Origin of the sequence: Neoaquamicrobium sediminum (genome assembly GCF_013240295.1) — a bacterium.
GTDB classification, from domain to species: Bacteria; Pseudomonadota; Alphaproteobacteria; order Rhizobiales; family Rhizobiaceae; genus Aerobium; species Aerobium sediminum.
Map to the genome: position 1 here is coordinate 1,954,204 of NZ_JABETK010000002.1, position 23,629 is coordinate 1,977,832.

22 protein-coding genes and 2 pseudogenes are annotated in these 23,629 nt (G+C 61.8%); 7 read left to right on the top strand and 17 right to left on the bottom strand.

Annotation, left to right across the window (positions count from 1 at the left end):
* Positions 1-83: 83 nt before the first annotated feature.
* Positions 84-803, bottom strand: a complete 720-nt coding sequence (locus tag HK436_RS21410) for a Crp/Fnr family transcriptional regulator (protein ID WP_173193015.1) — start codon at positions 801-803, stop codon at positions 84-86.
* Between the two features lie 525 nt (positions 804-1,328).
* Between HK436_RS21410 and HK436_RS21415 the strand changes: the two genes are divergently transcribed.
* Together HK436_RS21415 and HK436_RS33660 are read left to right on the top strand one after the other, a co-directional pair.
* Positions 1,329-3,572 carry an AGE family epimerase/isomerase gene (locus HK436_RS21415; RefSeq protein ID WP_312860694.1) on the top strand — a complete coding sequence of 748 codons (2,244 nt, stop codon included), beginning with the start codon at positions 1,329-1,331 and terminating at the stop codon, positions 3,570-3,572.
* A gap of 187 nt (positions 3,573-3,759) precedes the next feature.
* Positions 3,760-4,077 carry a DUF6894 family protein gene (locus HK436_RS33660; protein WP_376769183.1) on the top strand — a complete coding sequence of 106 codons (318 nt, stop codon included), beginning with the start codon at positions 3,760-3,762 and terminating at the stop codon, positions 4,075-4,077.
* Here HK436_RS33660 and urtE read toward each other — a convergent pair.
* From urtE to urtA, 5 genes are all read right to left on the bottom strand, one after another.
* Positions 4,033-4,728: an urea ABC transporter ATP-binding subunit UrtE gene (gene urtE / locus HK436_RS21420; protein ID WP_173193019.1), complete on the bottom strand. Its 696-nt coding sequence runs from the start codon at positions 4,726-4,728 to the stop codon at positions 4,033-4,035. The two genes, HK436_RS33660 and urtE, sit on opposite strands and share 45 nt — an antisense overlap.
* A gap of 2 nt (positions 4,729-4,730) precedes the next feature.
* The gene (urtD, locus tag HK436_RS21425) at positions 4,731-5,477 is read right to left on the bottom strand and encodes an urea ABC transporter ATP-binding protein UrtD (protein ID WP_173193021.1); all 747 of its coding nucleotides are present in this window, start codon (positions 5,475-5,477) and stop codon (positions 4,731-4,733) included.
* 3 nt (positions 5,478-5,480) lie between these two features.
* Complete coding sequence (urtC, locus tag HK436_RS21430) at positions 5,481-6,713, bottom strand: urea ABC transporter permease subunit UrtC (RefSeq protein ID WP_173193023.1); 1,233 nt, start codon at positions 6,711-6,713, stop codon at positions 5,481-5,483.
* A complete protein-coding gene (gene urtB, locus HK436_RS21435) occupies positions 6,710-8,356 on the bottom strand; it encodes an urea ABC transporter permease subunit UrtB (RefSeq protein ID WP_446685689.1) in 1,647 nt (548 codons plus the stop codon). The genes urtC and urtB overlap by 4 nt, the downstream gene beginning before the upstream one ends.
* A gap of 74 nt (positions 8,357-8,430) precedes the next feature.
* Positions 8,431-9,672, bottom strand: coding sequence for an urea ABC transporter substrate-binding protein (urtA, locus tag HK436_RS21440; protein WP_173193027.1), 1,242 nt, complete (start codon positions 9,670-9,672; stop codon positions 8,431-8,433).
* A 363-nt stretch (positions 9,673-10,035) separates the two neighbouring features.
* Between urtA and HK436_RS21445 the strand changes: the two genes are divergently transcribed.
* From HK436_RS21445 to HK436_RS21460, 4 genes are all read left to right on the top strand, one after another.
* Positions 10,036-10,872, top strand: coding sequence for an inositol monophosphatase family protein (locus HK436_RS21445; protein ID WP_173193029.1), 837 nt, complete (start codon positions 10,036-10,038; stop codon positions 10,870-10,872).
* A 162-nt stretch (positions 10,873-11,034) separates the two neighbouring features.
* The gene (locus tag HK436_RS21450; protein WP_173193031.1) at positions 11,035-12,039 is read left to right on the top strand and encodes a cache domain-containing protein; all 1,005 of its coding nucleotides are present in this window, start codon (positions 11,035-11,037) and stop codon (positions 12,037-12,039) included.
* On the top strand, positions 12,036-12,410 hold the full coding sequence (locus HK436_RS21455; protein ID WP_173193032.1) for a PAS domain-containing protein: 375 nt from the start codon (positions 12,036-12,038) through the stop codon (positions 12,408-12,410). The genes HK436_RS21450 and HK436_RS21455 overlap by 4 nt, the downstream gene beginning before the upstream one ends.
* Before the next feature lie 20 nt (positions 12,411-12,430).
* The gene (locus tag HK436_RS21460) at positions 12,431-12,964 is read left to right on the top strand and encodes a diguanylate cyclase domain-containing protein (protein WP_173193034.1); all 534 of its coding nucleotides are present in this window, start codon (positions 12,431-12,433) and stop codon (positions 12,962-12,964) included.
* Between the two features lie 21 nt (positions 12,965-12,985).
* On the opposite strand, the gene HK436_RS21465 is transcribed toward HK436_RS21460, so the two are convergent.
* From HK436_RS21465 to HK436_RS21500, 11 genes and pseudogenes are all read right to left on the bottom strand, one after another.
* Complete coding sequence (locus tag HK436_RS21465) at positions 12,986-14,626, bottom strand: MFS transporter (RefSeq protein ID WP_173193036.1); 1,641 nt, start codon at positions 14,624-14,626, stop codon at positions 12,986-12,988.
* Positions 14,627-14,735: 109 nt separating this feature from the next.
* Complete coding sequence (locus tag HK436_RS21470) at positions 14,736-16,130, bottom strand: AMP-dependent synthetase/ligase (protein WP_312860653.1); 1,395 nt, start codon at positions 16,128-16,130, stop codon at positions 14,736-14,738.
* Positions 16,131-16,141: 11 nt separating this feature from the next.
* The gene (locus HK436_RS31610) at positions 16,142-16,282 is read right to left on the bottom strand and encodes a hypothetical protein (RefSeq protein WP_244649097.1); all 141 of its coding nucleotides are present in this window, start codon (positions 16,280-16,282) and stop codon (positions 16,142-16,144) included.
* The gene (locus HK436_RS31615) at positions 16,279-16,545 is read right to left on the bottom strand and encodes an AMP-binding protein (RefSeq protein WP_244649099.1); all 267 of its coding nucleotides are present in this window, start codon (positions 16,543-16,545) and stop codon (positions 16,279-16,281) included. The genes HK436_RS31610 and HK436_RS31615 overlap by 4 nt, the downstream gene beginning before the upstream one ends.
* Before the next feature lie 8 nt (positions 16,546-16,553).
* The gene (locus HK436_RS21475) at positions 16,554-17,363 is read right to left on the bottom strand and encodes an ABC transporter ATP-binding protein (RefSeq protein WP_312860654.1); all 810 of its coding nucleotides are present in this window, start codon (positions 17,361-17,363) and stop codon (positions 16,554-16,556) included.
* A 5-nt stretch (positions 17,364-17,368) separates the two neighbouring features.
* On the bottom strand, positions 17,369-18,544 hold the full coding sequence (locus HK436_RS21480) for an ABC transporter substrate-binding protein (protein ID WP_173193037.1): 1,176 nt from the start codon (positions 18,542-18,544) through the stop codon (positions 17,369-17,371).
* Positions 18,545-18,567: 23 nt separating this feature from the next.
* Positions 18,568-19,611, bottom strand: coding sequence for a branched-chain amino acid ABC transporter permease (locus tag HK436_RS21485; RefSeq protein ID WP_173193038.1), 1,044 nt, complete (start codon positions 19,609-19,611; stop codon positions 18,568-18,570).
* A gap of 1 nt (position 19,612) precedes the next feature.
* The gene (locus HK436_RS31620; protein ID WP_244649100.1) at positions 19,613-19,807 is read right to left on the bottom strand and encodes an ABC transporter permease; all 195 of its coding nucleotides are present in this window, start codon (positions 19,805-19,807) and stop codon (positions 19,613-19,615) included.
* Positions 19,765-20,492: pseudogene (locus HK436_RS21490) on the bottom strand (branched-chain amino acid ABC transporter permease). The gene HK436_RS31620 and the pseudogene HK436_RS21490 overlap by 43 nt, the downstream one beginning before the upstream one ends.
* Positions 20,492-21,316, bottom strand: coding sequence for an ABC transporter ATP-binding protein (locus HK436_RS21495; RefSeq protein ID WP_173193039.1), 825 nt, complete (start codon positions 21,314-21,316; stop codon positions 20,492-20,494). The pseudogene HK436_RS21490 and the gene HK436_RS21495 overlap by 1 nt, the downstream one beginning before the upstream one ends.
* Before the next feature lie 112 nt (positions 21,317-21,428).
* Entirely contained in the window at positions 21,429-22,205 is a 777-nt protein-coding gene (locus tag HK436_RS21500) for a FadR/GntR family transcriptional regulator (protein WP_173193040.1), read from the bottom strand.
* Between the two features lie 212 nt (positions 22,206-22,417).
* On the opposite strand from HK436_RS21500, the pseudogene HK436_RS21505 reads away from it, so the two are divergent.
* Positions 22,418-23,475 (top strand): annotated as a pseudogene (locus HK436_RS21505) (AI-2E family transporter).
* Positions 23,476-23,629 lie beyond the last annotated feature (154 nt).

Sequence of the window (23,629 nt, forward strand, 5' to 3'; positions counted from 1 at the left end):
GCCAACGCGATGAATTTACTGAACGACAACCGGTTAATCATCACCCTTGATGATAGCCAAGCCATCACCTTTCGGGGGATACTTCACACCCGAAGGTATCGGTGATCGAAATCCGCAAGTTCGATCAACCGGTCCGTGTTCAGGAACTCTACGGTTCCCTGCCGGAATGAGAGCAACTCGTCTTCCCGCAATTCCCGCAGTTTACGGTTGAGGTGGATCGGCGTAAGGCCAACCGCGTCCGCCAGATCGTTCTGCGTCAGGGGACAGGCATACTGGCCTATTTCCGAGGGCCTTTTTCCTGTGACGCGACAACCAAGCTCCAGAACGATGTGCGATATCCGCCCCAGAACACTGCGGCGACCGAGGTTGACCATGTGTTCGCACATAATGGCGAGCCGGCGACCGGCTGAATTCAGCAGCACGCGATCGACAGGCGAGTTGGCGTCCAAACGCTCCATCGCAAAGCCTGGCCTGGACTCGAAAACGATGACGTCCGTGATCGCCGTGACCGAGAACCCGGCCATGCGGTTGTCTCCCGCAAGGCCTATGATGTCGCCCTTGATCGGGAAATCGATGATCTGCCGTTCGCCTTCGCCGACAAACTTTTCGATCCGACACCACCCCGAATGTACGATACGGACGCGATGTCTTTCCTCGCCCAGCGGCGCAATCGTTCCATGCGCGGCGTAACGCTTTGGCATGAAGCCAAATGACTCCAGATCCTTCAGCCCCTGCTGGCTGATCGTAAATCCGGCAAAAGCCGGGTTCTCCAGCAAGGCGGCATGGATGTCGGCAGTCGACATACGAGAAACGCCCCTTCCACCCTGGCGTGAATAATACATAATAGCCTCGTCAGGACAAAGTTCCGCATAGCGAAAGTTCGCCGGAAAATATTTGCCTCGGATCAAATGTCGTGACATCTTCTTCTGTCGCGAACATTCCAGAATAAACGGAAGCTAATTTAGGACTTCGCAGCACGGCCAAGCAATTCAAAGACGTGCATTTCCAAACCGATGGATTTTTGATCATGACAAAAACCTCCATAACGCTTGGATACATGCCCAGACCACCGCTCACATCCCCCGATTAGGGTATGCATCTACGGCGCGATCGTTAGTGTTCAGGCTTTAATCCAAGTTCCCCACGCGCTCGCGAAAACGCAGTTTCATTGTCTTGCAAGCGCGGAGGGGCTGACAATGGACCATGCTACACCGACGGACGCAGACACCACCGTCGCACCCGGATTGGATACAGCCAGGCTGGATCGCCGTTCGCGTCGGCCGCTCGGCAAACGTTCGGTCGCCGCTTCTGACGCGGTTGTTGTATGCGTGCTTTGCGGCGGCAGCGGATCCCGTCTGTGGCCGCTATCGCGCCGTGACCGCCCCAAACAATTCCAGACACTGACCGGCGGAAAGTCGATGCTCGCCAAGACGCTCGACAGGATGCGCGCCGGCAGGGAGGCGGATACCGCCATCGTCGTTATCGGCGCCGCCGAGCATGAAAAGGCGCTTCTGGAGGCCGTCGAACCGCATGAGCCGTCGACTTGCCAGGTCATTCTGGAACCCATGCCGAAAAACACCGCAGCCTCCGTGGCGATAGCCGCCAGGCATGCGCTTGGCGACGGCGACAGCGATCCGTTGATGCTCGTCGTCCCCGCGGACCATGAGATCGGGCCAGACAACCTGTTCTGGGAAACCGTCGCCGACGGCATGGACGCGGCCCGCGACGGCAAACTCGTCGTATTCGGCGTCAGGCCGACACGTCCCGAAACCGGCTACGGCTACATTCAGATAGAAAGAAAAGCCAACCAACAATCCCCCAATTTCCTGCGTTTCGTCGAAAAGCCGGATGAAGCGAAGGCGGCGGCTTTTGTGGCCGACGGCAACTATCTCTGGAACGCTGGCATCATCCTTTGCAGGGCATCTTCCATTCGGGATGCCTTCGAGAGGTTGCAGCCTGCGATATGGAAACGGGTTGGCAAGGCGTATGAGACCGCTGCGAAGCGGGGCCGGTCAACATTGCTACCGCAAAACGTGTTCGCGACCATTCCACCCATTTCGGTCGATCACGGAGTGCTCGAGCATTTTGCCGACATAGCGGTCGTGGAGGCACGCTTCCAGTGGAGCGACGTCGGATCATGGGAAGCGCTCTTCACGCTCGGCGATCCGGATGCCAACGGCAATGTGATGATCGGCGACGTCGTCTCACATGATTGCCACAGCTCATATATTCGCAGCGATGGTCGTCTGGTTGCAACCATCGGCCTTGAAGGCATCACCGTAGTCTCGACGGCAGATGCCACGCTCGTGGCCAAAACGTCGCGCGTCCAGGACGTTCGCCTCATTGCCGAGCGCCTCGAGCAACAGGCTCGCGCAGAGTTGCGCTCTCCCCCGCAGATCGGGCTGGAGCCCGCATCTCCACGAATGCGGATGCGGTGTCGGCGCTGGTTGACGGACGAGGCACTTCCATTCTGGGGGCGTCATGGCGTCGACCACGTTCATGGCGGGTTTCATGAAGCAGTCGGCCTTGATGGTGCCCCCATCATAAAGCCCAAGCGGATGCGCACGATGGCGCGGCAGGTCTATTCCTTCGCCGTCGCCGCCAGGCGTGGATGGTATCCTGATGCCCGGGAACTCGTCGCAGACGGGCTCGACTTCCTGCGCAGCCATGGACGGCGCGCGGACGGCGGCTGGGTCAAGCTTCTCGATCCCGCAGGCGCGGTCCTGGACGGCGCGGGCGATGCCTACGACCAGGCATGCATGCTCCTTGCCCTCGCACATGCCCATCGCTGCGGATTTGCCGAAGCCAGGGACCTTGCCGACGAAACGATGGCATATGTCGATGGCGTGCTCGCCGACCGGCGGTCCGGCGGCTTCCATGAGGATGATGCAGGTACGCTACCGCGACGGGCGAACCCGCATATGCACCTGCTGGAGGCGTTTCTCGCCTGGCACAAGGCGACCGGTGAGACCTGCTGGCTGGAACGGGCGTCGACGATCGGCAATCTCTTCGCCCGCCACTTCTTCGACAGCGAAACTTGGACCGTCGGGGAATATTACGACGCTGCATGGCGCCCGATGCCGGGGCAACAGGGAGACTGGACCGAGCCGGGCCATCATTTCGAGTGGTCTGCGCTGCTTTGCGAACTGGCAGCATGCTCGGATTGGAAGGACCAATCACGTGCTGCGTACAAGATCTACTGCTCGGCGCTCGCAAGCGGAACCAATCGGCTCACCGGCCTCGCTTTCGGCGCAGTGAGCCGCAATGGCAAGGCGTTAGATCGGATTTCAAGGAGCTGGCCACAGGCTGAAGCGGTCAAGGCGGCAATAGCACTCGACCAGGCGGACGAATTGCAGCTCGCCCGGGAGGTGGAGGAGCGAATGGAACGCATCTTCCGCACTCACCTCTCGCCCGCAAAATCAGGTCTGTGGCTCGATCGCATTGCCGAAGACGGTACGCCGGTAGCAACCGAGGTCCCCGCGAGCATTCTCTACCATCTCGTCACGGCCTTTAACCGCTACCTTGAGTACCGATCGACTGTGTCAGACACCAACCGTCCTGCAAGTGCATGACACCGGAACTTTATCCACGCCTAACGCAACCAGCGCAGTGAAAAATTCTTGCAAAGGCAAGGGGCCGATGTTTCAATTCCTTGGGGATTGGAGGTGGGTGTCCATCCTTAAACTGACCCGGAAGCAGATGACCTGGGCTTAATCTGGCAAGCTGTGCTTGTGCGAGATTGTTTAAGGGAAACTGGATATGCCGCATTTCTACTTTGATACGCGGAGCGGCGATGAAGTCCTCTTGGACGAGTCGGGGCATGAATTCGCCAGCGTTGAAGATGCCAGGCAGACGGCAGTCTTCGCATTGCTCGACATGGCGCGCGAAAAAGCCACCAACCCTGATCGATTGGATCTCGCGATTGATGTGAGGGGGACGCGACCGTGCTGTTCCGGACACGCATCTCGCTGGAAGTCAGCCAAGAGACTTAGGCGAGCGGACAAACCGCCAAGCTTTTCGGCATGCTTTGCCTCACAGCATCAGATGACGGCGCACTTCCGGGTCGTCGAGCCCTGACGCGCCACCCGAGTACACGATCTGGCCCCGATCCATGATCGCGACGTGGTCGGCGAGCTCCCGGCAAAAGTCGAGATATTGCTCGACAAGCAGGATCGTCAGTCCGACCGTGTCTCGTAAATAGGTGATAGCCCGCCCGATATCCTTGATGATGGACGGCTGAATCCCTTCAGTCGGCTCGTCCAGCACCAATAGCTTGGGTCGCATCACCAGCGCGCGACCAATGGCAAGCTGCTGCTGCTGGCCACCCGACAGGTCGCCGCCCCGCCGTCCGAGCATTTCCTTCAACACCGGGAAAAGTTCGAAGACATGATCGGGAATGGTGCGCTCGCCCCTCTTCAACGGCGCGAAACCGGTTTCGAGATTTTCGCGTACCGTCAGCAGCGGGAATATTTCGCGCCCCTGCGGTACGAAAGCGATACCCGACCGGGCGCGATCGTACGCCGCGCTCCGGCCGAGCATCTTCCCCTCTAAGGAAATCGAACCGCTGCTGAGCGGATGGTGGCCGACGATGGCCCTAAGAAGACTGGTCTTGCCGACGCCATTGCGGCCCAGCACGCAGGTGATCCTGCCCTGTTCAACGTCGAGTGATACGCCGCGCAGCGCCTGCGCGGCGCCGTAGTGGAGGGTGGCATCCTGGACGGCAAGCATGCTCATCTCCCCAGATAGACCTCGACCACGCGCTCGTCGGACGACACGAAATCGAGCGAGCCCTCCGACAGTACGGAGCCCTCGTGCAGGCACGTGACCTTGACGTCGAGTTCGCGCACGAAATGCATGTCGTGCTCGACGACGACGACGGAATGTGTACGCGCGATCTCCCGGAGCAAACGGGCGGTTTCCGCGGTCTCCGCATCGGTCATGCCGGCGACCGGCTCGTCGACCAGAAGCAGCTTCGGGTCCTGTGCGAGCAGCATGCCGATCTCGAGCCATTGCTTCTGGCCGTGCGAAAGGTTCTCGGCGAAATCCTGGCGGCGATCTTCGAGCCGGATCGTGGCAAGAATTTCCCCGATCCGCGCTTTCTCCTCGCTCGACTTGCGATGAAACAGGGTCGGGAAAATGCCGCGCTGCCCCTTGAGGGCAAGCAGCAAATTGTCCTCCACGGTATGACTCTCGAAGACCGTCGGTTTCTGGAATTTCCGTCCAATCCCCATTGTAGCGATGTCGGCTTCGTCATGCTGGGTCAGGTCAATGCTGCCGTTGAAGAAGACTTCGCCCGTATCCGGCTTCGTCTTGCCGGTGATAATGTCCATCATCGTTGTCTTGCCGGCGCCGTTGGGCCCGATGATCGCGCGCATCTCGCCCTTGTCGAGCACCAGCGAAAGGTTGTTGATCGCCTTGAAACCGTCGAAAGCGACCGACACACCGTCGAGATAGAGGATCGTGTCGGTGCGTGGCATGGTCTACTCCGCCGGCTGTGGTTTGGCTGCCCCCAGGACGGGGGACACGGCGGTCGAACGGGCGCGAACGGTCTTTTCCGCCGCCACCTGTTCCGTTTCGGGGGTCTCGGGAGGTGCGCCGCCTTCATCGCGTGCGCTGCGGCTGCGCCAATACTGACGCAATTGCCCGATGGCACCGACGATGCCGCGCGGCAGGAAGAGTGTGACCGCGACGAACAGACCGCCAAGCGCGAACAGCCAAAGTTCCGGATAGGCAGCCGTGAACCACGACTTTGCATAGTTGACGAGCACGGCGCCGATGATCGGGCCGAAAAGCGTGCCGCGCCCGCCGATCGCCGTCCAGACCACGACCTCGATCGAATTGGCCGGCGCGAATTCGCCGGGATTGATGATGCCGACCTGCGGCACGTAGAGCGCGCCGGCAATACCGGCGATGACGGCCGAGACAACGAAGGCGAACAGTTTCACGTATTCTGGCCGATAGCCGATGAAACGGGTACGGCTTTCGGCATCGCGGACCGCCACCATAACCTTGCCGAGCTTGGAGCGGGTGATCGCGGAACAGATCAGGAGCGAGACGGCAAGCGCCAGCGCAGTGATCGCAAAAAGTGTTGCCCGTGTGCCTGTGGCCTGAATCGGATAACCGAGGATGTCCTTGAAATCCGTAAGCCCGTTATTGCCCCCGAAACCCATGTCATTGCGGAAAAAGGACAGCATGAGCGCATAGGTCATCGCCTGCGTTATGATGGAAAGATAGACGCCGGTGACACGCGAGCGGAACGCGAACCAGCCGAACACGAAGGCAAGCAGCCCCGGCACCAGCATCACCATCAGCATCGCAAACCAGGCCTGGTCGAAGCCCCACCAGTACCAGGGCAGCTCCTGCCAGTTGAGGAAGACCATGAAGTCGGGCAGGTCGGGATTGGCGTAGACGCCCCGGTCGCCGATCTGGCGCATCAGGTACATGCCCATCGCGTAGCCGCCCAGCGCGAAGAACGCCCCGTGGCCGAGCGACAGGATGCCGACATAGCCCCACACCAGATCGAGCGCGAGCGCGAGCATCGCGTAGGTGAGATACTTGCCCAGCAGCGCCACCATGTAGTTGGGCACGCGCAGCGGGTGGCCGACCGGCAGCAGCAGGTTCGATGCCGGCACGAGGATGGCGATGGCCAGCAGGATTGCGGCCACCCACAGGATCTTCCCGCCAAGCGCGTTGAGGAGGCGTTGCGTGATCATGCTTCCACCGCCCGGCCCTTGAGCGCGAACAGGCCGCGCGGACGCTTCTGGATGAACAGGATGATGAAGACGAGCACGAGGATCTTCGCCAGAACCGCGCCTGCATAGGGCTCGAGGAATTTATTGACGACGCCCAGCGTCAGCGCACCCACCAGCGTGCCCCACAGATTGCCGACGCCCCCGAACACGACCACCATGAACGAGTCGATGATGTAGCCCTGCCCGAGATTGGGCGAGACGTTGTCGATCTGCGAAAGCGCTACACCCGCGAGCCCGGCGATGCCGGAGCCGAGACCGAAGGTCAGCGCGTCGACCCAAGGGGTGCGGATGCCCATGGAAGACGCCATGCGCCGGTTCTGCGTGACCGCGCGCATCTGGAGACCAAGCGCCGTGCGCTTCATCACCACCAGCAGGATGGCGAACACCGCAAGGGCGAAGAGCACTATCCAGAAACGGTTCCACGTCATGGCAATGCCGTAGAAATCGAACGATCCCGACATCCACGACGGATTGCCGACTTCACGGTTAGATGCGCCGAAGATGCTCCGCACGGCCTGCTGGATGATCAGCGAAAGGCCCCAGGTTGCCAGCAACGTCTCCAACGGACGGCCATAAAGCCACCGGATGATGCCCCGTTCGATCGCGATGCCGATGAGCGCGGTGACTAGAAACGCAACTGGCAGCGCGAATGCCAGCGTCCACTCGAACAATCCGGGAAACGACGTGCGAACGATGTTCTGGACGACGAAGGTGGTATAGGCGCCGATCATCACCATCTCGCCATGAGCCATGTTGATGACGCCCATCACGCCGAATGTGATGGCAAGACCGATCGCCGCCAGCAGCAGGACCGAGCCGAGCGAGATGCCGTACCAGACGTTCTGGCCGACATCGAGCAGGGCCAGATGCCGTTCTATGGCCTCGATGCCGTCCTCGATCGCGGGCCTGACATCGTCCCCGGCCTGCCCGAGCATTGCCGTCAGAATGCCGAGCGCGGCACGGTCACCGCGTGCGCTGATCGTATCCACGGCCTCGGCGATCTGTTCAGCCGAGGCATCGGTTTTCAGGATCGAAGCGGCTCTTGCCTGCTCCATCGTCCGGCGAACGCCGGCATGTTCCTCCTGCGCCAATGCCTCGTCGAGCAACGCCAGGTTGTCTGGCTCGGCGGTATTGAACATCGCCTCGGCGGCACTTCGGCGTGTTGCAGCACTGTCGCTCATCAGCGTGAGCTGGCCGATGGCGGCACGCACAGCCCGACGCAGGCTGTTATTGACGCGAATGCGCTCGACCGCGCCTTTGGACGCTTCGCCGGCGGTCTCTGCCGTCAGCGCATCGGTCAGTCGGACGATGTCGCCCGCAGGAGCGATGGTCACCACCTGCCCGGTTTCTTCGACAACGTTGAGTTCGCCGGCTGCGAGCGCCTCCAGCAAAGGCACGAGTCGCACGTCTCCGCTAGCCGCAAGTTGCGCGACCACTTTCCCGCGTTCCGAATAACTTCCGTCTGGAAGCTGGCGCACCAGTTCCTCGACGGATTGAGCGCGAGCGGCAGGCACCGAAAACAGCATCGAAAGGAAGGCTGCTGCCAGCAAAACTGCACTCCACCGCATGACTCGTGGAATGTCCCTGTTATGTGCTGTGACCATGCGCTTCATCGTTTGTCTCACGGAAGGCCGGGTGAAGGCGCTGCGTGGCGCCTTCACCCGCGAGCTTCATGTGGCTACATCGAGCCGCCGCAGCTCTTGGTCTCGGTGTTGTAGTTGCCGCAGTTGACCGGGTCGGTCCAATCGGCCTCCAGCACCGCGGATTCCGGCAGATAGTCAGACCAGGCATCGCCTGGCACGAGGCCTTCCGTCTCCCAGACGACGTCGAACTGGCCGTCATCCTGGATCTCTCCGATCAGCACGGGCTTGGTGACGTGGTGGTTGGCAAGCATGACGGCGGTGCCCCCGGTGAGGTTCGGAACCTCCACGCCGACGATCGCATCGATCACTGCATCGGCCTCGGTCGACTGAGCCTTTTCGACGGCCGCCGCCCACATGTTGAATCCGATGTAATGTGCTTCCATCGGGTCGTTTGTCACACGATCCTCATTGCCGATGAAGGCGTGCCAGGTCTCGATGAACGAGGCGTTCTCGGGCGTGTCGACCGACATAAAGTAGTTCCACGCAGCCAAGTGGCCAACGAGAGGGGCCGTATCGAGGCCGGCAAGCTCTTCCTCGCCGACGGAGAACGCGACCACCGGAATGTCTTCCGCCGCGATGCCCTGATTGCCGAGCTCACGGTAGAACGGAACGTTGGCATCACCGTTGATGGTCGACACGACGGCGGTCTTCTTGCCGGAAGAGCCGAAGTTCTTGATGTCGGAAACGATGGTCTGCCAATCGGAATGACCGAACGGCGTGTAGTTGATCATGATGTCTTCGGCGGCCACACCCTTGTCCTTGAGGTAGGCCTCGAGGATCTTGTTGGTGGTCTGCGGATAGACGTAGTCGGTGCCAGCCAGCACCCAGCGCTCGACGCCTTCCTCGTTCATCAGGTAGTCGACGGCGGGAATGGCCTGCTGGTTGGGTGACGCGCCTGTGTAGAACACATTGCGCTGGCTTTCCTCGCCCTCGTACTGCACCGGATAGAACAGCAGCGAGTTCAGTTCCTCGAAGACAGGCAGGACGGACTTGCGGCAGACCGAGGTCCAGCATCCGAAGACGGCATCGACCTTGTTGACCTCGATGAGCTCTCGCGCCTTCTCGGCGGCGAGCGGCCAGTCGGAAGCGATGTCGACGACCACCGGCTCGAGCTGCTTGCCGAGCAGGCCGCCCTTCTTGTTCTGCTCTTCGACCAGCATCAGCATGACGTCTTTGAGCGTCGTCTCGGAGATCGCCATCGTGCCCGACAGCGAATGCAGTATGCCGACCTTGATTGTTTCGTCCTGCGCGGCAGCCGGTCCGGCCTGGGCGAGCATCGCGGCGAGAGCCGCGCCCCAAGCAACCGGCGGGTAGATCCCATTTTCTCGATCATGGCGCCTTCCCCTTTCGTAATTTTTGCACCGCAATACGAAAAGCAGAATGCGTGCCAGATGATGTGGGCACGAGCCAAGTCTTAAGAAATCAGTAATTTAGCAATAAAACGCATCGTGGCCGCGCCGATGCCGGAAGCCTTGAAGACGAAGTAACTGCCTAATAATGTGCACGTGCACAATAATTATGCTCCAAGCCTTGATGGGTGCTATCAGGCTTCGTCATGGCGGCGTCATCTGCCATGAATATCGGGGCGGAAACCGGGACCAGCCGGAACCACAGTCATCATCGGCAGGGAATGCGGGAACATGCAGGACAACGAAGTAGCGGCACGTCTGGAACGGGCTCAAGCGGTCGCGCGCGAGGCAGGCGGCATGGCCATGTCCTATTTCGCCAGACGCGACGAGCTTGCCATCGAGACCAAGGCCAATCCCCAGGATGTCTTTTCAGTTGCCGACCGCAACGTCGAAACCCGAATCCGCGAAATGGTTGTCGACGCCTTTTCCGCTGACGGGTTTCTGGGCGAGGAGTTTGGTATGTCCGATGGCTCCAGCGGCTTCACCTGGGTTGTCGACCCGATAGACGGAACCAGCCCCTTCATCTTCGGCCTTCCAACCTGGTGCGTATCGATCTCGTTGCTGCACGAAGGTCGCACGGTGGCGGGCGTCATCTACGCACCGCCGACCGACGAGATGTTTGCCTGCATGAAGGGTGCGGGGGCGACCCTAAACGGCCGACAGATGAAGCTGGATGCCGAAACCACGCTAAGTACCGGGCTGACGGGGCTTGGCGCCAATTTCCGGGTCCCGCGGGAAACGATTTTGAATTTCGTCGATGGGCTGATGGCGATCGGCGGTGTCTTCATCCGCAACGGCTCCGGCGCGCTCATGCTGGCGCACGTAGCCGCCGGCAGGCTGGTCGCCTACTACGAACCGCACATGAATTCATGGGACTGTCTCGCAGGCATGCTCATGGTGCGGGAGGCAGGCGGCTGGGCTGGAGAATTTCCGGATGGCGACAGTCTGCTCCACGGCGGGCCAGTTCTCGTGGCCAGCCCCGGGGCGAAAGATCAGTTGCAGGAACTCGTCGCCGCCACGACGACCCCGGCCCAGCCGGCACCGGCCACACACATCAACCATTCATGAAACGTTGACCATCCTCGCAAACCCTTGGTTTCTACATCGCTGATAGAAGCGACGCAGGGACACGGACAGGAAACGTCTGGAGGGGTTGCATTTGCTGTCTAATTTTCCAGCGATCGCCAGAAGAAGCTCTACGTATTTCTTCTTGCCTTTGCTCTGGCCTGTTTGCTCCCGATTATCACCGTCACCGGCATAGGTGTCTGGAAAACCGGCGAGGCCTACAGGCAGACAGCGACCGCGCGGCTTGACGACACCTCGAAAACGCTTGCACGAGCGGTCGAGGCCGACCTGGATAGACGCTTTGCATTGCTTCGACTGCTTGCCTCCGTTGCAATGAAAGTCGACGGAGCCGAGACGTCCGGGCTTGTTTCCGGTTCCTTGATCGATGATGTCGTTGTCGAGGGCGACGTCCGGCTTTTCGGCCAGTCAGAGGACAAGGATATGGTGGGGGCTGCCGGATTGGCCCGCAGCCTGGCAAGCCGGGCGATAGCAAGCGGCCATCGGACCGTTTCCAACCTTGCAATGGAAGAAGGCCCGGCCGATGGACGCGTGTCGCTCGCCATGCCCTTCGACAGCGGGCCGAACGAGCGAAGCGCAATTGTCTTGAGCGTAAGACCGCAGGACCTGGTAAAAGCGCTGCAACAGCGGGGGCACGCGCTCAACGGCATCCTCGTGGCTGTAACCGACGGCAATGGGCGCATACTCGCCCGTTCGCGCGACCCTGAGCGTTTTATAGGGAGCCTGGCACCGGACTGGGACAAGCTCGTTGCCATAGGCGATGACGACGGAGCTTTCGAGGCCGTCACCAAGGAAGGCGGCACGGTCATGATGACCTTTCAAAGGCTGGACGGGACACCGGGGTGGGTTGTCGTCGTCGCCGAACCGCTGGCCGTGTTCAACGCGCGATGGCGCAATCCGCTAGTCGGCCTGCTGATCGGTGGCTTGATCGCCATAGCTGCCACGGTTGCTGCTGCAATCTGGATCGGCCGCCTTATCCTCGATCCCGTCAACGCGCTTGCAAGAAACAGCGCGGCAATTGCGGCGGGCGCCGCTCCTGACAATTTGCCTTCGATACCCCGGTCGTCGATCCGCGAATTCGAGACGTTGCGCCGCAGCGTCGAGGCAGCGGAAAAACCCGGCGCGAAAGCGACCGCCGCTACCGAACGATGAGCCGCGCCGGCGCGTTGGTGATGTGGCGCTGGCAGGATGGCGCCCTCGTGTGGATTGCTGGCTGGGAGGAACTGACCGGTCAGCCCCAGGAAAACGCGCTGGGGACAAACTGGCTTGAAAGCATACACCCCGAAGACCGGCAAAGCCTGCTCGTTGCAACCTCCACAAGCGAGGCGCAGACCCGGCAATATCTCGACCTCGAGTTCCGCGTTCGCGACGCCGATGGGCAATGGCGATGGGTTCGCGACAGAGGCGGTGCGGTGCTCGACGAGAACGGTGCTGTGCTCGAGTGGGTCGGCGTGCTTGAGGATATCGACCTGCGCAAGCAGTCAGAAGCGCGCATCGCCCACATGGCGCGTCACGATCGCTGACAGGCCTCGGCAACCGCGTCATGCTGCGCGAGCGGCTGAAGCCGGTAATCCGGCGGGCGCGGCGCGGTGTATCCGGCGCTCTTCTGGGCCTCGACCTTGACCTCTTCAAGCAGGTCAACGACACGCATGGCCACGCAGCGGGCGACGAGCTGCTCTGCGAAGTTGCCAACAGGTTGCGCGCGTGTGCAGGCATGGACGATCTTGTTGCACGGGTCGGCGGCGACGAGTTTGCCATCGTCCAGCAGGAAGGCGAGCAGCCCGACGTCGCCGCCGAGCTGGCCTACAACATCGTCGAAGCGGTGAGCGCACCCTATTATGTGGACGGTCGGGAAGTCGTGATCGGTGTCAGCGTCGGCATCACTTTGATCGCTGATCCCGAGACGAGCCTGGATGACCTTCTCCGAAGGGCGGACAAGGCGCTCTACCGCGCGAAGCAGAACGGTCGCGGCCAGGTCTGCATTTACGAGCATGACTTGTTGCTCGGGGAGATCGCTGCTCGGATCGATGAAAGCAAAGGCAAGGGCGCAGGGCCGGCCCAACAGAAGGCCGGCTGATCGGCCTGTGACGCGTCGTCTTCAGCCTCGCTGGTGCAGGTCCGTCATGCCCTTGGGCTGACCATCGCGCGCATGCCGTCCTGTCGGCCGCTCGATCATGCGCCACACACGTGGCGGCTTTTCGCCGGCATGCAGGCGCCTGATCTGATCGCCAACGATGGCATCGGCGTGGGTAAGCCGCTGGTTGTAGCGCACATATTCAAGCCATGTCGGCAGGTGATAGGCCTCGATCCAGTGCCGCGGATGCTCGAGGTCGCGCGTCAGGCTCCAGCGCCGCGCGCCGTCGCGTTTGCGGATGCGTCGGCGCTCGGCCATCATCTCCACAAACTCCCGCGTGTCCTTTTCGTCGATCTCGTACTCGATCATGATCTTCACGGGGCCACTGCGCGGCGTGAGGTCGAGTTCCAGATGCGGCTGCTTCCAGCGGTTGAGCGGGTCGAGGTTGAGCGATGCGAGCGCCGGCAGCGCCAGCCGCCCGACACCCATGGCCGCGCCGAAAAACATGACGCCGGCAGCGAACCAGAGCGCGACATCGGTGCCGTAATCTTCGGCCGCATGCCCCCATACCCAGCTCCCGAGCGCCATGCCGCCGAAGGTCGCCATCTGGTACAGCGACAGCGCGCGGCCCACGACCCAGCGCGGCGTCGAAAGCTGCACGGTGATGTTGAACATCGAAAGCGCAATGACCCAGCAAGCGCCGGCGACCATCAGTGCGATGCAGGTCAACCATCCGAACGGACTTTCGGCGATGGCCAACGCACACAACGCGAAGCTCGCAAATGCAAGCCGCGCGATCCACTCGGTCGAAAGCCGCTGCCGCAACAGTCCGCTGATGAATGCGCCACCCACGGCACCGACGCCGAACGCGCCGAACAGAACGCCGTAAAGTAGCGCCCCGCCTTGCAGCAGATCGCGCGTCACGAGCGGCAGCAGCGCTACGACCGATATAACGGCGAAGCCGAATACGAAGCCGCGCAGCAGCACCTTCTCGATGTTGGGCGACATCGCCATGTAGCGGAGGCCGGAACTGATCGCCAGGCCAAGAGGCTCGGGCGGCAGGCTGTTGTTGCCGGTGGGCGGCTTCCAGCGCAGCAGCACCACTATCAGGGCGAGGTAGCTGACCGCATTGATGGTGAAGGCGGCCACGGCTCCGAAGGCGGCCACGATGACGCCGCCGAGCGCCGGGCCGACGCTGCGCGTGAGGTTGAACCCCATGCTGTTGAGCGCGACCGCGGCCGGCAGATCGGTCCTCGGCACCATGTCGCCGACGGAAGCCTGCCAAGACGGATTGTTGAGCGCCGCGCCGCAGCCGATCAGGAAGGTGAAGGTCAGAAGCAGCCAGGGCGTCATAAGCCCGCTATAGGCGGTCAGTGCCAGCACGACCGAGACAAGCAGCATGAAGGTCTGCGCGACGAGCATGACCTTGCGCCGGTTGAAATTGTCGGCGATCGCGCCGGACACGAGCGCGAACAGCATGATGGGCAGCGCGGTCGACGCCTGCACCAGCGCTACCATGTCTGCGGATGACGAGATGATGGTCATCATCCACGCCGCACCCACCGTCTGGATCAGCGAGCCGAGATTGGTCGCGAGGCTGGCGAGCCAGATCGAGCGGAATATCCGATGCTGGAAGGGGGCGAGAGTGGGAAAGCGTTCGATCACGGCAGGTCTGGCGGCTTGGCTGGACGGCTCGCCCGCGAGGACTCGCCGAGGTGCAGCCTAGCCGGGAATGCCGGCGAAGCACAGAGCGATCGACTGGGCCAAGCCTCTATCAGGCTGCCGTGTAAAGTCCTTCGATCTCGCTGGCGTATTTCTTCTGGATGTTAGAGCGGCGCACCTTCATCGTCGCGGTCACCTCGTCATCATCGTGGTCCAGCTCCTTCGCCAGCAGGTGGAACCGGCGGATATGCGACACCTGCGCAAGCTGCGCGTTGGCCTCGGCGATCTCGCGATCGATGAGGTCTCGGACGGCGGGGTTCTCGGCCAGGTTCCTGAAGTTCGTATAGGCGATCTTTTCTTCCTCAGCCCATTTGCCGACCGTCTCGTAGTCGATCTGGATCAGCGCGGAGACGTATTTGCGCGCTTCGCCGATGACGATGCATTCCTTGATGTAAGGGCTACCCTTGACCGTGTTCTCGATCTCTGACGGGCTCAGGTTCTTGCCGCCGGCGGTAATCATGATGTCCTTGAGACGGTCGACGATTTTGAACTGTCCGCCTTCCTCCGCAACTACATCGCCCGTATGCAGCCAGCCATCGCGCAAGGCCGCGGCGGTCGCTTCCTCGTTCTTGTAGTAACCGACGAAGACAGTCGGGCCGCGCACCAGCAGCTCGCCATGATCGCCCATCCGCGCTTCGACGCCAGCCGCTGCCGTACCGACGCAGCCCGGCAGCAGATGTTCCGTCTTCTGGCCGAGCGCCACGCCGCTCGTTTCCGTCGCGCCGTAGACCTCGACCAGCGGCACGCCGATCGTGCGGAAGAAGCGGACGATCTTGGGCGAGATCGGCGCAGCGCCCGTCATTGCGACCCGGGCGCGGCGTAGGCCGATATAGTTTTGCAGCGCGCGGAAGACGAGAAGATAGGCGACGCCGTAGCGCAGCTTCTCGCCCACGGAACGCTTGCTCCGCGGTTTTTCGGCTAGCGGCTCGCAGGCTCGATAGGCCCATTCGAAAAGGCGCCGCCTGAACCCGCCCGTCTCCAGCATGCGGATGTGGATCGACGAATGCAGCTTCTCCCATATGCGCGGCACGCCGAGGAACATGTTCGGCGCCACCTCACGCAGGTCTTCCTGCACGGTGCGGATCGACTCGCCGAAATTGATCTGCGAGCCGAGATAGACGGGCGCCATCAGCGTCGTCATCTGTTCGGCGACATGGCAGAGCGGCAGGTATGAGAGATGGGTGGTGCCTGAATCGAGCGCCAGCCGTTCCGTGATGGCGATCGCCTGCGCGCGTATGTTGCCATAGGACAGCATCGCGCCTTTCGGCTTGCCGGTCGAGCCGGAGGTGTAGATCATCAGTGCGATGTCGGAGAGACCCTGCCGCGCCAGCGCGCTGTCGACAAGTTCGGGGTTGGCTTTGCGATGTGCGGCACCGCTCTCTTCCAGCTCGGCGAACGAAACCACAAGGTCTGCGGGGTAGTTGCGCATGCCCTTGGTCTCGACCACGACGATGCGCTTCAGGAGAGGAGCTGCGCGCGCACCTCGATGACCTTGTCGACCTGCTCCTGGTCTTCGCAGACGATGATTTCCGCATCGGAGTGTTCCAGCACATAGGCGACCTCGTTCGCTGGGCTCGTCGGATAGACGCCAATGGTCACCGCCCCACGAGGCCCGCGCCTAACTGGGCCAGGACCCACTCGACCCGGTTTTCCGAAAGCACGGCGACGTGGCCGCCATCGCCAAGCCCCAGCGCGCGAAAGCCATGTCCTGCATCCGCCGCGCGGTCGAAATAGGCTTTCCACGACACCGGATTCCAGATGCCGAAATCCTTCTGCCGCACGGCGATCCGTTCTGGGGAACGCACGGCATGCTCGCGCAGCATCTGGGGCAGGGTCAGTTCGGGAAAGCTTGGCACGGTCATCGGCACCCTCAGGAAAGCCAGCGCTTGCGGCGCTTGTAGTGTTTGACGTCACGATAGCTCCTGGCGCCCTCGCCTCCGCTAATCCCGAGGTAGAACTCGCGCACGTCCTGATCGCTGACCAGTCTTTCCGTCGGCCCGTCGAGCACGATCTTGCCGGTCTCCATGATGTAGCCGTAGTGGGCCACCGCGAAGGCGACCGCCGCGTTCTGCTCGACCAGCAGCATCGACACGCCGGTCTCGCGATTGATGCGCGCGATGATGCCGAAGATTTCTTCGACGAGGATGGGCGACAGGCCGAGCGACGGTTCGTCGAGCAGGATGAGCTTGGGCTGGGCGATCAGCGCCCTGCCGATGGCGAGCATCTGCTGCTCGCCGCCGGACAGGTAGCCAGCGCGACCATGTCGGCGTTCATATAAGCGGGGGAAGTAGCCATAGACGACGTCGAAGGAGGTGGGTTTCACGCCACGACCGGACAAGGCGAAGGTCGCAGCGGTGAGGTTTTCTTCCACTGTCAGGTCTTCGAAGATCCGCCGTCCTTCCATGACATGGAAAAGCCCGCGCCGAACCAGGCCATGCGGCGTGTCGTCGGCGATAGCCTGCCCATCGAAGGTGATCGAGCCGGCGGTCACCGCCCCGTCCTCCAGCGACAGAAGGCTCGAGATCGCCTTGAGCGTGGTCGACTTGCCGGCGCCATTGGAGCCGAGGAGCGTGACGACCTTGCCACGCTCCACGGTCAGCGAAAGGCCGCGGAGCACCTGGATCGTCTTGTTGTAGACGACCTCGATGTTCTCGACCGAGAGGATGGTATCCGCGGCCACGATGCCTACTCCTGCAGGCTGATCCAGTCGGAGACGGGCTCCATCCGCTTGTCGGCGGCGTCATACTGGTAGATGCGACCGACCGGCACCGTGTTGCCGGGAACGGAGATCGGCACGCCGATGATGCCGCCGGTATCGAAATCCTCGATCGTGTTCAGCGACGCCTTCAGGTTTTCCGCCGTCAGCTCGTTGCCGGCCTCCAGTGTGCGCTTGGCCGCTTCGGTCATGAGCATCGCCGTAAGGAAGCCCTGCATGTAGCCAGTCGCCTGATATTCCGGGCGCATCTCACGGATGCGATCGAGCATCGGCGCTTCTTCCTCGTCGTAGTAGTAGCGATAGGGCATCACGCCCATGAAGCCGTCGGCAACCTCGCCAACATCCGCCCAGATGCTGGAGTCCATCGACCAGAACGTGCCCATGAACTTGGTCTCGAGGCCGAGCTGCTTGGCCTGCGTCATGAACTCCGGCAGCGGCGCGAGGATGTAGCCATGGAAGAGCGTGTAGTCCGGCCGCGCGCGCCGCAGCTTCAGCACTTCGGTCGAAACATCGACCGCACCGGGCGGCGTGATGATCTCCTCGACGATCTCAAGGCCGAGCTCGGCGGCGCGGGCGCGTGTCGACTCGATCGGGTCGCGGCCGAACTCACTGTCGGAATTCACCGTGACGATCCGCGCGCCCGGCTTCTCCTTGGCGATGTATTCCAGAAGGATCGAGAACATCTCGCTGTAGTCCGGCCCCGCGATGAACTGATACGGGAAATTCTCAGGATCGTTGATCTCGCTGGCGAAGGACGCACCGGCCATGATCATCGCGTTGCGGCGGATGAGCTCCGGGTTGATCGTGCGCGAAAAGGCGGTCGAGTCGCCGTAGTAGAGATGCATGTTCTCGTTCTGGCTGGTCAGCTTGTTGAAGACCGCCACGGACTGGTCGACCTGATAGCCCGTATCCTCGTAGGCCAGCCGCACCTGACGGCCGTCGATGCCGCCCTGCTCGTTCAGAATCTTCAGATAGTCCTGGATACCGGCCTCGATGGCGACGCCGGCAAAGGCAAAGACGCCGGTGAGCGGGATCGAGCCGCCGATGACGATATCTTCCTTGTCCTGCGCAAAGGCAAGTGTGCCAAAGGCCAGCGCCGACGATGCAGCGAGCGCAAGCAATGTTCTCTTGGTGATTCCGGACATTTCAAACTCCTCCACGGTTTTGGTTATTTCTTGAACGGCCAGAGATGGAAGAACCTCCGTATCCTCTGGACAATCTCCGCCAGACCCTGCGGCTCCAGCACGAGAAAGGCGATGATCAACCCGCCGAACGCGACAGTGCGGATTGGCGACAGAAGCGTTGCGGCGTTGCTGACATAGGAAGAGGCAATCTCCACACCGAAACGCAGTATCTCCGGCACCAGCGTCATGAACGCCGCGCCGATGACGCCGCCGAGGATCGAGCCCATGCCGCCGACGATGACGGCGGCGAGATAGAAGATCGACTCCACTATGGTGAAGCTTTCCGGGCTCACCGAGCGGAAGAAATAGGCCCACATACCGCCCGCGACACCGGCATAGAAGGATGAGATCGCAAAGCTCAGGAGCTTGTAGCGCAAGAGCGGAATGCCAAGCACCTCGGCCGAGATGTCGCGGTCGCGGATTGCGATGAATGCACGCCCGACGCGCGTGCGGAAAAGGTTCGCCGCACCCAGCACCATCAGCGCTGCGATCGGCACGAACAGCCAGTAGAGCTGGAAGTAGGTGGTGAGCTGCGTGCCGAAGAAGGTCGCCGGAGCGACGTTGATGCCGCGCGAGCCGCCTGTAACCGAACTCCAGTTGACGAAGAAGAACTGGAGTATGATCGACGCACCGATTGTCGCGATCGCAAGGTATAGGCCTTTGACCCGCAGGCTGGGGATGCCGACAAACACGCCGACGAGCGCGGCCAGCGCGCCGCCGGCGACGAGGTTGACAAAGAACGGCGTGCCTACGTTCGCCTCGAGCCACGCGACGGTGTAAGCGCCGACCGCCATGAACGCGCCCTGACCCAGGCTGACGAGGCCGGTATAGCCGGTGAGGATATTGAGGCCCGTCGCGCTGGCGACGTTGATGGCGACGAGGCAGGCAAGATAGAGCCAGTAATTGTTGAGCACGAACGGTGCTGCAATCAGAACCAGCGCCAGGATGCCCATCCACGCCCACTGGGTGCGCGTCGAAAGCAGCGCCTCGTCGGCCAGATATGTCTCGTTGGCTGTCGCTATGCGCATGTCAGAGCCGCTCGATTTCGGTGGTGCCGAAGAGGCCGTAAGGGCGGATCATCAACATCAGAATGAGAATGCCGAAGGTGAAGACGAGTTTGTATTCGCCGCCGAGATAGGTTCCGGTCCAGGCCTCGACGAGGCCGATGAACAGCCCTGCGATCAACGCGCCGGCCACGGAATCCAGCCCGCCGACAATGACCACGACCAGCGCCGAGAGGCCGAACGCGCCCATGGTTGGCGCAATACCGCCAATCTGCCCGAGCAGCATTCCGGCGCCCGCGCCGTGCCACAGCCGATGATCCATGCGAGCGAGAAAACACCGGGCACATTGATGCCGCAGGAATAGGCGGCCGCCTGATCGGTTGCCGTGGCGCGAAGCGCGACACCGCCGCGCCAGTAGCGGAACAGAACGAGGAAGATGGCGATCACCACCGCGGCGACCACGAAGCTGATCGCGATCTTGCGCGAAACGTAGACCTCGCCGAGGAAGATCGGCGCCGATCCCATGAAGTCCGGCAGCGAGCGTGGGTCCGTGCCCCAGATGAACTCGACCAGCCCGACCAGGACCGAGCCGAGCCCGACCGTGACCATGAACACCGAGATCGGGCTTTCGCCGAGCATGCGACGGATGATGCCGCGCTCCACGATGGCGCCGATCAGCCCACCCCGGCGATCGCCAGCGGAATGGCGATCCACACCGGCAAGCTCATGCCGGCTGCCAGCGCGAAGAAGAAGTAGCCGCCCATCATCAGGGTCTCGCCGACGGCGAGATTGATGACGCGGGTTGCCTTGTAGATGAGCACGAATGCCAGCGCGGTCAGCGACAACAGCGCGCCTGAGCCGAGCCCCGCCAGCGACACTTCGATGAAGAACAGAAAATCGCTCATCACGCCGCTTCCTCCGCAAGCCGCTTCATCAGCGCAGCCGGGTCACCGCTGCCGAGATAGGCTTCCACCACCTGCGGGTTCTCCTGCACCTCGTGCGGCAGCCCGCTTGCGATCACCTGACCGAAATTCAGCACAACCACATGGTCCGAGATGTCCATGACCATGCCCATGTCGTGTTCGACCATGAGGATCGTCGTGCCCCACTCCTCCTTCACGTCGAGGATGAAGCGCGCCATGTCCTCGGTCTCTTCGCGGTTCATGCCCGCCACCGGCTCGTCGAGCAAAAGGATGCGCGGGCGCATGGCGAGCGCTCTCGCCAATTCCACACGCTTCTGCAGCCCGTAGGACAGCGAGGCGACGGGCATGTGCCTGATGTGGTTGATCTCGAGGAAATCGATGATGTCGCGCTCGACCTCGGCGCGAAGTTCCATTTCTTCCCGCGCCGCCGTGCCGAAATAGGCAAGCGCCTGGAAGATGTTCGTCTTCATGTGCGCGTGGCGACCGAGCTTGATGTTGTCGAGCACGGTCATGCCGCGAAACAGCGCGATGTTCTGGAAGGTACGGGCGAAACCCATCCGGGCGCGTTCGGGTGGATGGGTGCGGGACACGTCCTCGCCGTCGAAACGGATGGCGCCCCGCTGCGGCTTGTAGAAGCCGGAAATGCAGTTGAACATCGACGTCTTGCCGGCGCCGTTCGGCCCGATCAACGCCGTGATCGAGCCCGGCTCGACGCTGAACGACACGTCGTTGATGGCCTTCAGGCCGCCGAAGGATAGCGACAGCCCGGCAACCTCGAGGCTCGCAGGTTTCATCGGCGCGCGCATGGATGCGTCCCGCCGGAAATCAACTCGCCCCCTGTCCGGCCCGTTACGGCAAACCGGCTCATTTCTCCTCCCTTCCCCTTGCTCACGCAGCCTCCCCGCGCATGAAGGGCACCTACAAGAACGAAGCTCCCGGTGAGAGCTTCGGAAATATCCTTTCGACGGGCTCGTCGATGTCGCGGCCCGCACGCTCGAAACCACGCTTCCAGTCGCGCACGTGCCGGAACATCCATGTGCGGGCACGCTCGACGTCACGCGCCTTGATGGCGTCGATGATCTCGCGGTGCGCGGCAACCATGCGGCTGCCGCCCTGAGGCACGCGGCGGCAGATCATCTCCGAAGTCGGAAAAAAAAGCAGTGCGGCCGGCTCGCGCGCCAGTTCGAGAACCCGGTTGCGGGTACTGCGCGCCACAAGCGCGTGAAACTCCGTATCGACATCCGCAAGGCGAATGGGATCGTCCACGACGCTTTCTGCGCGAAGCTGGTTTTCCTCCATCGCGGCGATGTCGTCATCCGTGGCACGCTCGACTGCGGCCTCCACGGCGCCGCCCTCCAGAACCTGCGCGGTTTCATACAGTTCGCGGAACGTGACCTCGTTGATGATCATCGCCCTGCTCATGCGGCTGGACAGGTTGCGGTAGCGCGGCACGCAGACGAACAGCTTGCGTCCGGTCTCGCGGCGTACGAAGCCGCTTTGCTCCAGCACGCGGATGCCCTCGCGCACGGTCGAACGGTTGACGCCGAACTGGCGGACAAGGTCGGCTTCGGTGCCGATCTGGTCTCCCGGCTTCAGGCGGCCGGAGGTGATTTCGCGCTCGATGGCGTCGGCCACCATCTCGTAGGCCGAGGGCACCTTGATCCTGTCAAATCTGCCAAGTTCAGTTTCCGACATCGGCCCATTCATGCGAAAATTCGCTTTGTCGGACAATTGGCACTTTTGCGAATTTCGAGTCAATAGCGACGCACCAAAACGGCCTCTAGGAACCCGATACCAATTCGCGCATTGTTGATGCTTCCAGCTGGGGGATCGCCGTGAGCAAGACCGATAGCGACGAGCGTGAACAGTCGACGACACCCGAGCCGCTTCCTGGCCCGGACAGGACAGTGCGCCGCGATTTCGCACTCACAGGCATTTTCGTTATCCTGGTGATTTACGTGCTCTATTTCGGTCGCGAATTCTTCATGCCAGTCATCCTAGCGTTCCTCTTCGCCCTTACGCTGACACCAATCGTCCGCTTCGCCGGGAAGCGCGGCATCCCCGCACCTTTGTCTGCGACTTTGCTGGTAGCGGCATCAGCGTTGGTTCTCACCATCGGAGGCTACCTGCTCAGCGGGCCGGTAATGCAGCTCGTTGATGATGCGCCGCAGATCGGACGCGAACTGACCGAGCGCATGAGGGAGCTGCGATCGCCGCTTGACAGGCTGCTTGCCATCTCGCGGCAGATCGACGAAGCGGCGGACACAACAAATGACCAGGGCGTACTGAAAGTAGCTGTACAGCAGCCCGGCATCCTGTCGCAGGCGGCGGGCAACATGCTGAGCGCGGGCACAACGATCGCGATCGTGTTTGTACTGTCCCTCTTTCTGCTGGCTTCCGGCACGCTTTTCTACGAGAAGATCGTCCAGTCCTTCACCACGATGACCGAGAAAAAGCGCGCGCTGCGCGTCGTCTACGACGTGGAGCGAGAAGTCTCGCGCTATCTGCTCACAGTCGCCATCATCAATGGCGGGCTCGGCGTCGTGGTGTGCATCGGCCTCTGGGCTTTGGGCATGCCAACCCCCTGCTGTGGGGCGCGATGGCGGCATTGCTCAACTTCCTGCCCTATGTCGGCGCGTTGATCACGATACTTGTCGTCGCCGTCATCTCGATCGTCACTTTCGATAGCTTGAGCTATGCGTTGATGGCGCCGGCCTTCGTCATTCTGTGCAATATCATCGAAAGTCAGATCGTCACGCCGCTGGTTGTCGGGCGCCGTCTTGAGCTCAACGCTGTCGCCATTCTCATCGCGGTTGCCTTCTGGTCATGGCTGTGGGGATTTGTCGGCGCGTTGATTGCAGTTCCCTTGTTGGTCGTCATCAAGGTGTTCTGCGATCATTTCGAAGGGCTGCAGCAAATCGGCAACTTCCTGTCTGCGCAACAGGTGCTCAACCAGGACGACTGAGAGAACGGCAAACCCAGCTCGACGCTGGGCATCTGTGCGCATGTTTCGGCTTCAGCATCCACAGCCGTTCGGCAGTCGCTGACGGGCGACGCAGCAATGCCGCATGCTCCTGGCCCATACCCTCCCGTCTGTCTGTTTCAACCCGGCGGTTGCG

Bases quoted from the DNA above. Each gene is read 5' to 3' on its own strand.
- HK436_RS33660 (WP_376769183.1), top strand. From the start codon at position 3,760: ATGCCGCATTTCTACTTTGATACGCGGAGCGGCGATGAAGTCCTCTTG.
- urtA (WP_173193027.1), bottom strand. From the start codon at position 9,672: ATGCTCGCCCAGGCCGGACCGGCTGCCGCGCAGGACGAAACAATCAAG.
- HK436_RS31615 (WP_244649099.1), bottom strand. From the start codon at position 16,545: ATGACCGTGCCAAGCTTTCCCGAACTGACCCTGCCCCAGATGCTGCGC.
- HK436_RS21485 (WP_173193038.1), bottom strand. From the start codon at position 19,611: ATGCGCATAGCGACAGCCAACGAGACATATCTGGCCGACGAGGCGCTG.
- urtE (WP_173193019.1), bottom strand. From the start codon at position 4,728: ATGCTTGCCGTCCAGGATGCCACCCTCCACTACGGCGCCGCGCAGGCG.
- HK436_RS21495 (WP_173193039.1), bottom strand. From the start codon at position 21,316: ATGCGCGCGCCGATGAAACCTGCGAGCCTCGAGGTTGCCGGGCTGTCG.
- urtB (WP_446685689.1), bottom strand. From the start codon at position 8,356: ATGGTCACAGCACATAACAGGGACATTCCACGAGTCATGCGGTGGAGT.
- HK436_RS21460 (WP_173193034.1), top strand. From the start codon at position 12,431: ATGCTGCGCGAGCGGCTGAAGCCGGTAATCCGGCGGGCGCGGCGCGGT.
- HK436_RS21455 (WP_173193032.1), top strand. From the start codon at position 12,036: ATGAGCCGCGCCGGCGCGTTGGTGATGTGGCGCTGGCAGGATGGCGCC.
- HK436_RS21410 (WP_173193015.1), bottom strand. From the start codon at position 803: ATGTCGACTGCCGACATCCATGCCGCCTTGCTGGAGAACCCGGCTTTT.
- HK436_RS21480 (WP_173193037.1), bottom strand. From the start codon at position 18,544: ATGTCCGGAATCACCAAGAGAACATTGCTTGCGCTCGCTGCATCGTCG.
- urtC (WP_173193023.1), bottom strand. From the start codon at position 6,713: ATGATCACGCAACGCCTCCTCAACGCGCTTGGCGGGAAGATCCTGTGG.
- HK436_RS21500 (WP_173193040.1), bottom strand. From the start codon at position 22,205: ATGTCGGAAACTGAACTTGGCAGATTTGACAGGATCAAGGTGCCCTCG.
- HK436_RS21445 (WP_173193029.1), top strand. From the start codon at position 10,036: ATGCAGGACAACGAAGTAGCGGCACGTCTGGAACGGGCTCAAGCGGTC.
- urtD (WP_173193021.1), bottom strand. From the start codon at position 5,477: ATGCCACGCACCGACACGATCCTCTATCTCGACGGTGTGTCGGTCGCT.